The sequence below is a fragment of the Neorhizobium puerariae genome, assembly GCF_042429745.1.
Taxonomy (GTDB): Bacteria; Pseudomonadota; Alphaproteobacteria; order Rhizobiales; family Rhizobiaceae; genus Neorhizobium; species Neorhizobium puerariae.
Genome location: NZ_JBHMAA010000032.1, coordinates 196,932 through 210,245, shown reverse-complemented (window position 1 = coordinate 210,245; position 13,314 = coordinate 196,932). Strand labels below are relative to the sequence as shown.

Genomic DNA, 13,314 nt, shown 5'->3' with positions numbered 1-13,314 from the left:
CTGGATCTCCGTGATTGGTTTGTCTGGAGATCGAACGATGATATCTGCGCTTCGCTTTTTATTCGAGGAATGTCCGGTAGCGGCCTATCATCGCGGCTGACCACGTCATGCGCGCGTCTCATGCAGGTCTTGGCATCATCGTGCTTGTCGCTCTCTGGCAGACGGGCGTCTGGCTGTTTGCGCCGCCGAGATATATTCTGCCGTCGCCGATGGCGGTGGCCGCCGCCTTTCTGCATCAGCCCGGCTTTCTGCTGCGGCACAGCATCATCACCCTGACGGAGATCGTCCTGGGGCTGCTGTTCGGCGCCGTCCTCGGCGCCGCCACCGCCTTCGGGGTTGCGGCATTGCCGCTTCTCGGCCGCCTCGTCTGGCCGATGGTTCTGATCCTGCAGGCCTTTCCCGTTTTCGTACTCGCTCCGATCCTGGTTCTCTGGCTCGGCTTCGGCCTAGCCTCGAAGGTGGCAATGACGACAATCATCATCTTCTTCCCGGTTGCCTCGGCATTCGCCGACGGGCTGCGGCGCACCGACCGGGAAATCCTCGATGCCGTTTCGCTCGACGGCGCCCATCACTGGCAGGCTCTTGTCGGCATCCGGGTGCCGCTGGCGATCCCGAGCCTCGTTTCCGGCCTTCGGGTTGCCGGGCCGCTGGCGCCGCTCGGCGCCGTCGTCGGCGAATGGGTCGGCGCGTCCGGCGGGCTTGGCTTCGTCATGGTTCAGTCCAATGCCCGCATGCAGACCGATATGGTGTTTGCGGCAATGGCCGTGCTCGCAATCCTCACGCTCGCACTACGGCTTCTCATCGATCGGCTGACAGTTGGCCTGGCGCCCTGGGCCAGCGAAGCCGATCCCACATCCTCACCCTCGTTCAGGAGTTCTGCACGATCATGATCCGCATCCTTTTCGCCTCCTTCGTGGCGCTTGCCGGCGCGCTTGCGCCTGCCTCCTCGCAAGCCGCCGACAAGCTCACCGTGCTTCTCGAATGGTTCGTCAATCCCGACCATGCGCCGATGGTGATCGCCGGGGAGCGGGGATTGTTCACCGCTGCGGGCCTCGATGTGGAACTGATCCCTCCCTCCGACCCCTCCGCGGTGCCGCGTCTGGTATCTGCCGGTCAGGCGGATATCGGCATCCACTACCAGCCCAATCTCTATCTCGACCACGAAGCCGGCCTGCCGCTCGTTCGCTTCGGGACGCTTGTCGAAACGCCGCTCAATACGGTGACGGTGCTGGCGGACGGCCCGGTCAAAAGTCTCAAGGACCTGAAGGGTAGGAAGGTCGGTTTTTCGGTGACCGGTTTCGAGGACGCCATGCTGAAGCGCATGCTGGCCTCCGAAGGTCTCACCAACGAGGACGTGGAACTGATCAACGTCAACTTTTCCCTGTCTCCCTCGCTGATCGGCGGCAAGGTGGATGCGACGCTCGGCGGCTTCCGCAACTTCGAACTGACGCAGATGAAGCTCGAAGGACATGAGGGACGCGCCTTCTTTCCCGAGGAGCATGGCGTTCCGGCTTATGACGAGCTGATCTTCGTCACGCGCCGCGATCTCGCGCAGGACGGCAGGTTGCCGCGGTTTCTCGCGGCCGTGGAACAGGCCTCGATCTATATCACCAACCATCCGCAGGAGGCATGGCGTCTCTTCGTCAAGGCCTATCCCAACCTCGACGACGAACTGAACCGGACGGCGTTCTTCGATACGCTGCCGCGTTTCGCAAAGCGCCCGTCCGCTCTCGATCGTGCCCGCTACGCCCGTTTCGGCGCCTTCATGCAGGAGATGGGGCTGATCGAGGCTGCACCGGCTCCAGACGACGTCGCGGTCGAGATCCGCTAGATCGCCACAATGAAGTCCCGCGCAATGATATCCGAGCGCCTCAGTCGGAAGAGGCGGTTGCTCATTGCGCAGGACATCGCGCCGGCTTCATGTCGGCCTCAGGCCGCCTGGCGATCCCAGCTTGCGAAAGGATCGGGCAGGTTGCGCCACAGTTCCGGCATGAAAACGGGGCTGTCGATCAGGCAGGCGTCGAGTTCGGTGCGGATTTTCTCCTCGCTCATCGGATCGGCGCCAATGAAGACGATTTCCTGCCGCCGGTCGCCCCATACCGGGTCGAGATAGGGTTTCATCATCGCAGCGAAACCGGGATCGCGCGGCCACTGCTCCCTCGCCACGGCGGCCCACCACAGCCCCATCTTGCCGGTCCTGACCAGCGATCCGGCCTGACTGATCTCACCGACATGGAGCGGACGCGTCGCCAGCCAGAAGAAACCTTTTGCCCGCACCACGCCCGGCCACGACCGCTCGACAAAGCGTTGGAAGAGCATGGGTTCAAAGGGCTGCCTGGCCCGGTAGACGAAAGAGCGGATGCCGTATTCCTCGGTCTCCGGCACATGGTCCTTGAAGCCATGCAATTCCTTGAACCACAGAGGATTCTGCTCGGCTTTCCCGAACTCGAAGCGGCCCGTGCCAAGCACGTCCTCGAGGTCCACCCTGCCGAAATCGGCCTCGATCAGTTTCGCATCCGGGTTGAGTGCGACGATGATCTTCCGCGCCGCGTCCCGTTGCGCGGCCGTGGCGGTGCTGACCTTGTTGAGGACGACGACATCGGCGAACTCTATCTGTTCGACGAGCAGATCGACGATGGTACGGTTGTCGCCGTCGCCGGCTGTCTCTCCGCGATCGGCGAGGAAGTCCGCGGAACCGTAGTCGGCGAGCAGGTTCGCAGCATCGACCACCGTGACCATGGTATCGAGCCGGGCGACATCGGAGAGGCTCCGGCCCTGTTCGTCGCGGAAATCGAAGGTCGCAGCAACGGGAAGCGGTTCGGCGATCCCGGTGGATTCGATCAGCAGGTAGTCGAAGCGGCCTTGTTCGGCGAGCGCCCGCACCTCGTTGAGAAGATCGTCCCGCAGCGTGCAGCAGATGCAGCCGTTGGTCATTTCGACAAGCTGTTCCTGTGTGCGGGAAAGGTTGGCGCCACCCTCCCGCACAAGCGCGGCGTCGATGTTGATCTCGCTCATGTCGTTGACGATGAGCGCCACCCGCATCCCCTCGCGGTTGGCGAGGATATGGTTGAGCAATGTCGTCTTGCCGGCGCCGAGAAAGCCGGAAAGAACCGTGACCGGAAGCTTCCTCTTCATATGTCCATCTCCATTCATGTTTGTAGTTCGACGAGCGGGCGACGTAGCCGGGGCACAGGGTTTCAGGGCTTTGGCCCCGGTCGGCTTCGGACCTTCGACGCTCCGCTGTTTTCGGCGGGCCAGGATACGGGGCCGCCGTCTCGACCCCGTATCTGCACATCTCACATCAATGAGATGCGCCGGAACCGCCCACCGCGACGATGGAGAAAGGCTGCCCTTCGACCGGGATCGTGCGGGTTTCCTTCAGCGTTTCGGCGTCGATGACGCGCACGAGCGCATGGCGGGGATCGGTGAGGGCGATCCGGCCGTCGGCGACCGCCAGGCGCGGCCGCGGGTCTCTCCAGTGTCCGTCCTTGCTATAGGGCTCGGTGACGTTCGCCTTGCGGACGATTTCGCCCTTGATGACGTCGAGGACATGGAGATTGCCGTCTTCGGTGAGGATATAGGCATTGCGGGGATCGGCGGGATCGAGGATGAAATCCACCCGCCGGGTCGGGAGTTCGACGAGGCGATAGGGCTCCTTGCCGTCGGGGTCGATCAGCACGACCTTGTCCTCGCCGTAGTTGCCGAGAAAGAACTGCATCGTCCTGCCCCCGAGCAGGGTGCCGACATAACCCTTGGGAAGGTTTTCCGGATAGTTCAGCATTTCGAGCTTCGGTCCCCCGGTGCCGCCGGGCCGCGCGACCAGAACGCCTTCCTTGCAGCCGACCGCGATAAGGCGCGCAGATGTGGCTTCGCCGTGGAGATCTGTGCATTTCGTGATGTCGCCGACCTGTTCGCCCTTTTCGTCGATGACCCTCAGGCCGATGCGTGGCGGCAGCTCGTCCGGTTTCGTCTTGGCTTCGGTATCGGGGGCGGACACCAGCACGAATTTGCCCATCGTGACCGCGACGCCGTGATGGGGAGCCGTGGTATCGATCGTTCGCACGTCGGCCTTGCCTTCGAGAAGCGCGGCTTCATCGATAATCTCGGCCTTGCCTCCGCGATCGTAGAAAAGGATCGCGTGATCGTCGTGCGGCACGACATGGAAAGGGCGTTTCCCCTCGAAGGTTACCGGCAGCAGGCCGGCATCCGATACATCCAGATCGCGATGTTCGCCGTGGTCGGAGAACTCGATGCCGGTCCTGATCACATGCACGATATCTGAATCCGACTGCGTCGCGAAGACGGTCTGGCCGGATGCGCTGGCGGTCAACGCCGCATAACCCTTCGTGTCGTAGCGGCCAAGTTCCTTGCCGCTCTCGAAGTCGATGGCGCGAACGACCGGTTGGGTATGATCGGCGACGAAGAGCCGCCACGCTTCCTTCGTCTCGTGATCGTCGTCGGCAAGAGTTGCCTGCGCGACGAAGACGAGACCGGCCGCGACGGCTGCCATCAGGCGGTTTCGGGTGACATTCAAACTCATGGGTTTCCCTTCCCTGGTTGCAAAAAGAAGTGCGGATAAAACGGATCGCGATGCGGCCTGGATCGGCCTGCGGCGGCTTCGTGTCCTCTCTCCTGCCGCCGGCGGATACATCGTCGCTACATATAAATGATACGTTATTACATAACTTTCCGTTTGACGAACGTAATAACATTACATACACAGGCGGTGTCAACCCCCGGAGTGACCATGACCGACACCTGCCTGCGCTTCGACGATCTCACGCTCGGCTATCACGGCCATCCGGCCGTCCACCATCTGACGGGCAGGATCTTGCGCGGCACTCTGACGGCCGTGATTGGCGCCAATGGTTCGGGCAAATCGACCCTGATGAAGGGGATAGCGGGCATCCTGAAGCCGATCGGCGGCAATTGCTTTGCCCGTTGCGGGCGCCTGGCCTACCTGCCGCAGCAATCGGAAATCGACCGCAGCTTTCCGGCACGCGTCATCGATCTCGTCTCGCTCGGCTTCTGGCAAAAGTGTGGCCTGCTCGGGCGCATCGGCAGAGAGGATAGGGCCGCGCTTGCCGCATGTCTGGAGGCGGTAGGGCTCGCAGGCTTCGAAAAACGGCCCCTGGACAGCCTTTCCGGAGGGCAGATGCAGCGAGCGCTGTTTGCGCGCACGATGTTGCAGGATGCCGATCTCATCCTTCTGGACGAACCGTTCAACGCGATTGACTCACGTACCGTCGATGACCTCCTCCGGCTGATCGAATGCTGGATCGGGGAGGGCAGGACGGTGCTCTGTGTTCTTCACGATCACGATCTTGTCCGCGAACGCTTTCCGCAAACCCTGCTTCTTGCGCGTGAACTCGTCGCCCTGGGGCCGACGAGCGAGGTTCTTGAGCCTGAGAACCTGCTCCGGGCGCGTCAATTCCAGGAGGCATGGGACGAAGACGCCGGCTGGTGCGACGCCGGTGGGAATTTTTCGACCGATCCTCGCCCTGCGGACCGGAATGCGCCCGCCGCGCGGAGCCTGAACAAGGTTGGCGCCCATGTATGACGATCTGCTCCAGCCCTTCATCCGCTACGGTTTCATGCAGCGCGCCCTTGTCGGCTCCTTGCTGCTGTCGGCGAGCTGCGCACCGGTCGGCGTCTTCCTGATGCTGCGGCGCATGAGCCTCACGGGTGATGCCATGTCGCATGCGATCCTGCCGGGTGCGGCGGTCGGTTTCCTCCTGTTCGGCCTCAAGATCGTTCCCATGACGCTCGGTGGTCTCGCGGTCGGGCTTCTCGTCGCCATCGGGTCGGGGGTCGTGTCGCGCTTCACCGTCCAGAAGGAGGATGCCACGATGGCGGCTTTCTACCTGATATCGCTTGCGGTCGGGGTGCTGCTCGTGTCGTGGCGCGGTTCCAGCGTGGATCTCATGCACGTCCTGTTCGGTTCGGTTCTCGCCTTGAACGACGAAGCCCTGGCGCTGATCGCCATGATTGCCGGACTGACCTTTCTGGCACTCGGGATATTCTGGCGGGCTCTGGTCGCCGAATGCCTCGATCCGCTTTTCCTGCGTTCGGTGAGCCGCGTCGGAGCGCCCGTCCATTTCCTTTTCCTGGTACTGGTCGTGCTCAATCTGGTCGGCGGGTTCCAAGCGCTCGGCACCCTGCTGTCGGTCGGCCTGATGATGCTGCCGGCGGCGGCGGCGCGTTTCTGGTCCAACCAGGTACGTTCGATGTGCTTCATTGCGATTGCCATCGCCGCAGCCTCTTCATTGGGAGGTCTCCTGCTTTCCTATCATGCGTCGCTGCCCTCCGGGCCTGCGATCATTCTCACGGCCGGCGGCATCTACATCCTTTCCATTCTGGCCGGGCGGAGGGGCGTTCTCCGCAACGCCTTCGCTTCGCGCGGCCACAGAACAGCCTGATAGACGAAAAGGAGATTTCCATGTTCAGGACCATCCGCATTGCAACCTGCGTCAGCCTTCTCGGGCTCTCGGGAGGTTGGGCCGCAACGGCTTCCGCAGCCGAGCTGAAGGCGGTTGCGAGCTTCTCGATCATCGCCGATTTCGCCACGAATGTCGGCGGAGACCGCGTGGAGGTGACGACGCTCGTCGGGCCTGACGGCGACGCGCATGTCTACGAGCCGCGCCCGGCCGATGCGGTCTCTCTGGAGCAGGCCGACGTCGTTCTCGTCAACGGCCTGCAGCTCGAAGGATTCATGTCCCGGCTGATCGGGACGAGCGGCACCAAGGCGCCGGTCGTCGAGTTGACCAAGGGCATCGAGCCGCTGAAGGCGAGCGAAGAGGAACATGATCATGACGACGATGGTCATGAAGGGCATCATCATCACGGTGAGTTCGATCCGCATGCCTGGCAGTCGATCCACAATGCGGAAATCTACGTGAAGAACATCGCCGATGCCTTCTGCAAGGCCGACAAGGCCGGCTGCGCGACCTATACGGCCAATGCCAGTGCCTATGTCGCCAGGCTTTCTGCGCTCGAAGGGGAGGTGAAGGCAGCCATCGCATCGATCCCCGCCGGCAAGCGGACCATCATCACCTCGCATGACGCCTTCGGTTATTTCGAGCATGAATACGGTCTGAAATTCATCGCTCCGGAAGGCGTCTCCACCGAAGCGGAAGCCTCCGCCGCAGATGTCGCGAAACTGATCGACCAGGTGAAGGAGGACAAGGCCTCGGCGATTTTCGTCGAGAACATCAGCAACCCGCGCCTGATCGAGCAGATCGCAAGGGAAACCGGTCTCAAGGTGGGCGGCACGCTCTATTCCGACGCCCTTTCGGCGAAGGATGGTCCTGCCTCCACCTATATCGACATGTTCCGGAACAATATCAGCACGATGAAGGCGGCCATCCTCGGAAGCTGAGCGGAGCCCGGCCCACCCGGTACCGGGTGGGCCATTTCCATCACGCGGCCACAGATACACGATGATGACGGTCGAAAAGACGGAGCGGCGATGATCGGCAACCTGTTCGGATATCGGCGCAAGCCGGATGGAAGAGCGCCGGAGAACGCAATGAACCAGCTTTATGAGCCCGCACCGGTGACATTGCTGACCGGCTTCCTCGGTTCCGGCAAGACGACGCTTCTCAACGGTCTGCTGTCGAGCCCCCGAATGCGGGATGCCGCCGTGATCGTCAATGAATTCGGGACTGTCCCGATCGATCATGACCTCGTCCATGCCGGCTCCGAGCGCTATTTCCGGACGACCACCGGCTGCATCTGCTGCACGGCGACGAGCGATATCCGCGCGTCCTTGTTCGAGCTGCACGAGGCCTGCCGGCGGGAAGAGATCCCGGCGGTCTCACGCGTCGTCATCGAGACGACCGGCCTTGCCGATCCGGCGCCGATCATCAACAGCCTGATCCCGGGCGGCGCCCCCGCGATGGGGATGCGGGATCATGTGGTCGCGCGGCATTTCTACCTTGCCGGCGTGATCACCGCCTTCGACGTGGTTGCGGGGCGGCTGGCGCTCGACAGCTTCATGGAGGGATGGAAGCAGCTTGCCTTCGCCGATCACATCGTCCTGACCAAGACCGATATCGCCGAAGAGCGGATATCCTGGGTGGACGAACTGCGCGCCCTCAATCCCGCTGCGACCTTTCACGACAGCCATTCCACCGATTTCCGTCTGGAGAACCTGATGGATGCGCGAGCCTATTCCACCCAGTACAAGGCAGAGGATGTGCCGGCCTGGCTGGCCATGGAGGGACTGGTGAGGCATCCGGACCACGAACACGACCCCAATCGCCACGGCGACGAGGTGGAGGCGTTCATCCTGACCCATGACGAACCGCTGGCGCCCAGATCCGTCATGACGTTTCTGGAGCTTGTCACCAGCAATATCGGCTCCGGCCTGCTGCGTCTCAAGGGCATCTTCGCCATGGCCGACAATCCCGACCGTCCCCTGGTCGCGCATGCCGTCCAGCATCGTCTCTATCCTCTTCACCGTCTCGACCGCTGGCCCGACGGCCGCAGGCAGACGCGGGTGGTCCTGATTGGACAGGATATGCCGAGAGAGCCGATCGGTGAGCTGTTCGATGTCCTCGCGCCACGTTCTGCGGGGCGGAAGAGGAAACGGGCATGAAGCGCGCGTTCGCCAATCCATTGGCACGCAACGATCCGGCGCTTGTCAGCAGTGCCCGCGCCATCAAGCAATGGACCCGTGAAATCCTGGCTCTTCCGGACGACGTGGTCGTCTCGGTCAACGAGCTTGCCTGCGCCTTGCCCGATTGCCCGCCTCGGGAAACGGTTATCCTCGTCATGCGCCCCGGAGAGCAGGCGCTGCAGGCGTCGATTCACAAGGCGATGCGTCAGGCGACGCGCGACGATGTCCTTGCTGCATGGACAACTGCGGCAGAAACCGGGGCGAGGGGCTCGCTGCCGATTTCTCCTGCAAGGTAACCTTGAAAGACTTCGAATATCGTCGAGGACCGCGCGGGAACCACGATCAAGGGGCCTGTAACGCAGTCATTCAAAGCAAATCGGGAAGCTGCGACGGACCTGCGGGATGCGTCGCCGCAAAGCCTAATTTCTTGATCTGTAACGAGAAAAGGCCCGTCCGGTTATGGACAGGCCTTTTGAAACTGGCTCCCCGGGCCGGTGTGGTTTCGAACTAATGGGAGCAATCAGTATAAGTAATTTCAATATGATGGTAGAATTTCCTCCCAATTTCGCCCGTATCATGTGGCCGTAATGTAACCAAAATGTATTCTTTGTGCTTGCCCTTAAAAAGGCTCTTGACTTTTTAAGGCTAGTATGAAATTTCAGATTCCGTGTCGATGTCCGGCACGGCTCAGCCCGCCAAATCGCATACCGCGAAGACATAGAGACTTAGCGTCTCGCTCAAAAAGTTCTAGGGCTCCGCGACGTGCGCACGTCGCGCATAATGTTCGCCAGGTGTGGTGCCCGGTGGCGTATGCGTCCGCGCTATCCTAGACAACCTCCTTGAATAAAATTTGCCGCTCTGCCCATGGCAGCGTTTCCGCGACTCGAATTGCGGAAATGCTGCTGTTTGCCGCTGAACTGGTCGATCGCTTCGGACCAGTCGCACAACCGTTGCTAGACCGGATGGAAAGAGAATACGCGGCCCTGAAAAAGGGAAGCGAGGTCGATCGCATCCGGGCAATGCTCGAAGCCGATGGTGGTGCCGATGAGCACTGACCACCAAGACGCGCCCGCTGTCCATGCCGCAGCCATGTGGCTCCTCAGCGAGACAGAACGCCCGCACCGCGCCGTTCCCGTCCTGAAGGATCGATTTGACCTGACCGCCTTGCAGGCTTGCCAGGCCATCGCCCTTGCGCACAAACTTTCCACGACAGGAGTGGCCCTTGACCCTCGGTAACATTATTCGCATTACGAAGTCTTTCCATAAGGCAAGCCTTCAAGAATTGACGGTTCTGTCTGCCCAGAACGACCCGTATCGACTCGATACGAAGACCAACCACCGCAATGGCCAGTGGCTTGCTCAACACATGGAGGCTGCCGGTCTTCTCAAGCCTTGGAAGCGAACCCACAATCGCGGTGTCTTCTACGCCCTTGTTGCCGCTGGCGATGTCCTCAAGCCTGACGGCATACCCTTCGTCAATGACGATGAGTGCTGGTCTTTCCTTGAGCAAGCCTCAAAGGCTGCCCGATGGCTAGGATACGTGCCGTGGGAGCGCATTTTCGATGCTCGCAATTCTGATCCAGTCATCCGCACTTCGGAGCCGTTGTCGCCTTATTCGGCGATTGCGTTCGACGTGGACGGCTACGCCTTCGATCCAGCCGAACTTCGCCCTCGTATCGATCTGTGCGACTTCCACGCTCGTCAGATGTATAAGGTAGTGATCTTCGGCGAGAAGACCTCCCTTGAAACCGTCCTGTGGCCGGTGGCGGAACAATACGGTGCCGACCTCTATCTTCCTTCCGGGGAGATCAGCGACACGTTTATCTATCGCATGGCCACCAACGCCATGAACGACGGGCGCCCGATAGTTGTCTTCACGCTCGCGGACGCCGACCCAAGCGGCTATCAAATGTCCACTTCAATCGCTCACAAGCTCAGGGCGATGAAGGATAGCATCTACCCAAGCCTTGATTTTCGGCTGATCCCCATCGGCCTGACAGTCGAACAGGTCAAGGATCTTGGTCTTCCTTCAACGCCGCTCAAGGAGACGGAGAAGCGCGCCAGCCGGTGGCGGGAACGGTTCGGCGTGGAACAGACGGAAATCGACGCATTGGCTACTCTCCGGCCGGACGTGCTCCGTTCCATTGTCACGAACGCCATTGATCCATGGATTGATCGCACTCTTGATGATCGTGTCCGCGAGGCGCGCGACGAATGGCTTGAACAAGCTGCTGCTGAATTTGCTCGGCAGAGTGCGTCAACAGCATTGGCGGCCAAGATTGCCGAAGCGGACACCGCGCTCGAATTGTTCAAGTCTAGCGTGGAAGACATTCGCGGCGAGATCAACAGCCTTGACATGAACCTTCCAACCTTCCACCTGCCGGAGCCGTTTATCGACCTCCCACTGCCGCTGGCCTTGGTGCACAGCGACATGGAACTGATCGACCATATTGCCGTGCTTCGCGAGCGGAAAAGCTACGGGGGTGAGGCATGAAGGAGCCTTATAAGCCGAAGCAAGGGACAGCGAACAACGGCAACGATGCGCCGCCCGAGTTCCGCTATCCTGATCTTATCGATCGCCTGATTCCGGGGCGCGGACTGATCCTGCTTGCCGGTAGACCCGGTGAAGGTAAGTCGACGCTCATGAGGTCGATATGTTTCAATATTGCGCTGGGTGAGCCGCTGCTTGGAATCGGTACAGCTCGCCCGCCCGGTAGCGTCCTCTACCTCGATTATGAGGATAGTCATGACAATTACTGCGCCTCCCGAGATAGCATGTTCCGGGGTAACAAGCCTGACCTGAACAGGCTCACCATACTCAGAGAACAGCCGACGCTTGCCCTCACCAGAGACAAGGACGGCAACCCTGTCGGCGGACTTTGGGATGAAATGAATGCCTGGATCGCTTGGGCCGATAATCCGCGTGCTGTTGTCATCGACGTTTACAGCAAGGCCGAACCCGACGATTCACCCTTGAAAAGTACAGCACCGAAGAACGACAACAAAACCTTGGTGCCGCTGCGAGCGTGGGCAGAGAAAAACAACGTGTGCGTTTTCATGCTGGTTCACCTTACGCCGAAAAAACCTATTAGTCGCGATGATCCGTTAGCAAATCTTGGCAATGTTGTTGGTAGCACCGCGATCATTGGCACACCTGACTGCCGTTTAGTGCTGAGAAAAACAGATAGCGAAAACACGCTCTGGGCAGGCGGTCGCGGCTTGCCTTCCGGTAACAGGCTGGTTGCCATCGGTCATGACAATGGTTGGTTGCGGGTTCTCGGTGACGCCGCCAATATCGCTACATCAAAGCAAAAATCCGACATCCTTGAGGCCCTCCGTAAATATGGGCCGCTCTCTCCCTTAGAGGTTTCAGACGAAACCAATCTTCCACGCCAATCTGTGCGGAAGATGTTGAGCAGGATGGGAAGGGATGGAAAGATCGGCGAGGCGATGTCTGTCGGAAACGGCAAGTACGTCATCAGGGGGGTAGGTGTACCAATGTCACAGCCTTCCCATGAAGGAGAAAAACCAAAGGGAAACAAGGAGAAGAACAACGAAAAGCCTGTGACATCGGCAATGTCACAGCAGGAAGAAAAAAGTCACCTGTCACAGGACAAGAAAGAGATTCTTGCCGAGACGGTTGAGGAGTTGGGTGAGATCGTAGATCGAACCGCCGAAGGCGATCCGAAGGATTCCCAACAGAGTGAAAGCTTAGAACCCGATAGCTGTGACATTTACAGTGGTGGTGTGACATCTGTTGAAATCGGCGATGTCACAGGTGAAGTCGTTGAAAATACAATGGTTTATAGTGAAGGTGTGACATGTGACACCTTCCCCCCAAACGCCTTCCGTCTCTTGGAATCCATGGTCAATAGTCAGCGGCCGATCGAATACCGAAGGCTCTTCAAAACGCTCGGTAAGTTCATGAACGCCGCAGAGATCAAAGAAGCATCTAACTGGCTGATGGAGGTCGAATACATCACTGTCCAGAAGATCGATGAAGAAAAGGACACGTTGAACAATAACATCTACGACGTCACTCCCGCGGGAAACGCGGCCTATCATCAAGCAATCCATGACCCGAGCCAGATCGATATCATGGACCTGCTTTCCGCCGTGGGGGAGACTGCATGAAGAAAGCTAGTCACGAGCAAATCAAGGCGCTCTTTCAACTAGCTCTGAGCAAGAAACCTGACCCTTCGATAGTGCCGGAGTTGCTGGCGCTCCGTTGGGCGGAAGGTGACCCTGTAAGGATTTCTGCAATCGGTAGGGAAGTCCTACGCTTTGCGAATCCAAAGAACCTGAAGTCCGATGTCATTCACTAGGTTTGTTCTTTATTCGTTCTCATGCTATATTGCTGATCAAGGCCGATGGCCGATATCAGCAGAGTTTACAATATGACCCAGACAGACGTCGCGAACGACAATGTGTCGAATATCGCCCGCATTCCCGATTCCCTCGCCAAGGATTCTCTATGGGGAAGCAAAGCTATCGAGCGCTTCCTTGGATGCACCCCTCACTACGTGAAGACGCTCTTGAAAGATGAGAAAGCACCGGTCTACAGTCGGGCAGGCCGAATCTTCAGCATCAAGTCAGAGTTGTTCGCGTACATGGTTTTGAGTGCGGAAGGTAAAATCTGATTCAAAACCGATCATTGCCGACCAATGACGACTAAGACTTGGGCTATTCTAGTC

13 protein-coding genes are annotated in these 13,314 nt (G+C 59.7%); 11 read left to right on the top strand and 2 right to left on the bottom strand.

The annotated features are described in order from the left end of the window. The first annotated feature begins 107 nt into the window (after positions 1 to 107). Both ACFFP0_RS25480 and ACFFP0_RS25475 read left to right on the top strand, forming a co-directional pair. Positions 108 to 890, top strand: coding sequence for an ABC transporter permease (locus ACFFP0_RS25480; RefSeq protein WP_377265024.1), 783 nt, complete (start codon positions 108 to 110; stop codon positions 888 to 890). Further along, a complete protein-coding gene (locus tag ACFFP0_RS25475; protein WP_377265023.1) occupies positions 887 to 1,831 on the top strand; it encodes an ABC transporter substrate-binding protein in 945 nt (314 codons plus the stop codon). The genes ACFFP0_RS25480 and ACFFP0_RS25475 overlap by 4 nt, the downstream gene beginning before the upstream one ends. 98 nt (positions 1,832 to 1,929) lie before the next feature. Here the strand turns inward: ACFFP0_RS25475 and ACFFP0_RS25470 are convergent, their stop codons facing one another. Then, positions 1,930 to 3,135: a GTP-binding protein gene (locus ACFFP0_RS25470; protein WP_377265022.1), complete on the bottom strand. Its 1,206-nt coding sequence runs from the start codon at positions 3,133 to 3,135 to the stop codon at positions 1,930 to 1,932. 166 nt (positions 3,136 to 3,301) lie between these two features. Beyond that, the gene (gene aztD / locus ACFFP0_RS25465) at positions 3,302 to 4,540 is read right to left on the bottom strand and encodes a zinc metallochaperone AztD (protein ID WP_377265021.1); all 1,239 of its coding nucleotides are present in this window, start codon (positions 4,538 to 4,540) and stop codon (positions 3,302 to 3,304) included. A 207-nt stretch (positions 4,541 to 4,747) separates the two neighbouring features. Between aztD and aztA the strand changes: the two genes are divergently transcribed. The 9 genes from aztA (at position 4,748) to ACFFP0_RS25420 (ending at position 13,260) form a co-directional block, all read left to right on the top strand. Next, the gene (aztA, locus tag ACFFP0_RS25460; RefSeq protein WP_377265020.1) at positions 4,748 to 5,560 is read left to right on the top strand and encodes a zinc ABC transporter ATP-binding protein AztA; all 813 of its coding nucleotides are present in this window, start codon (positions 4,748 to 4,750) and stop codon (positions 5,558 to 5,560) included. Beyond that, positions 5,553 to 6,419 carry a zinc ABC transporter permease AztB gene (gene aztB, locus ACFFP0_RS25455; RefSeq protein ID WP_377265019.1) on the top strand — a complete coding sequence of 289 codons (867 nt, stop codon included), beginning with the start codon at positions 5,553 to 5,555 and terminating at the stop codon, positions 6,417 to 6,419. The genes aztA and aztB overlap by 8 nt, the downstream gene beginning before the upstream one ends. A 20-nt stretch (positions 6,420 to 6,439) precedes the next feature. Further along, complete coding sequence (gene aztC / locus ACFFP0_RS25450; protein WP_377265018.1) at positions 6,440 to 7,378, top strand: zinc ABC transporter substrate-binding protein AztC; 939 nt, start codon at positions 6,440 to 6,442, stop codon at positions 7,376 to 7,378. Between the two features lie 150 nt (positions 7,379 to 7,528). Beyond that, a complete protein-coding gene (locus tag ACFFP0_RS25445; protein WP_377265017.1) occupies positions 7,529 to 8,599 on the top strand; it encodes a CobW family GTP-binding protein in 1,071 nt (356 codons plus the stop codon). Beyond that, positions 8,596 to 8,916 (top strand): hypothetical protein, encoded by a 321-nt coding sequence (locus ACFFP0_RS25440; protein ID WP_377265016.1) that lies wholly within the window; start codon positions 8,596 to 8,598, stop codon positions 8,914 to 8,916. The genes ACFFP0_RS25445 and ACFFP0_RS25440 overlap by 4 nt, the downstream gene beginning before the upstream one ends. A gap of 600 nt (positions 8,917 to 9,516) precedes the next feature. Next, positions 9,517 to 9,675, top strand: a complete 159-nt coding sequence (locus ACFFP0_RS25435) for a hypothetical protein (RefSeq protein ID WP_377265015.1) — start codon at positions 9,517 to 9,519, stop codon at positions 9,673 to 9,675. 167 nt (positions 9,676 to 9,842) lie between these two features. Beyond that, on the top strand, positions 9,843 to 11,114 hold the full coding sequence (locus tag ACFFP0_RS25430; RefSeq protein ID WP_377265014.1) for a hypothetical protein: 1,272 nt from the start codon (positions 9,843 to 9,845) through the stop codon (positions 11,112 to 11,114). Next, positions 11,111 to 12,754 (top strand): AAA family ATPase, encoded by a 1,644-nt coding sequence (locus ACFFP0_RS25425; RefSeq protein ID WP_377265013.1) that lies wholly within the window; start codon positions 11,111 to 11,113, stop codon positions 12,752 to 12,754. The genes ACFFP0_RS25430 and ACFFP0_RS25425 overlap by 4 nt, the downstream gene beginning before the upstream one ends. Before the next feature lie 263 nt (positions 12,755 to 13,017). After that, a complete protein-coding gene (locus ACFFP0_RS25420) occupies positions 13,018 to 13,260 on the top strand; it encodes a hypothetical protein (RefSeq protein WP_377265012.1) in 243 nt (80 codons plus the stop codon). Positions 13,261 to 13,314 lie beyond the last annotated feature (54 nt).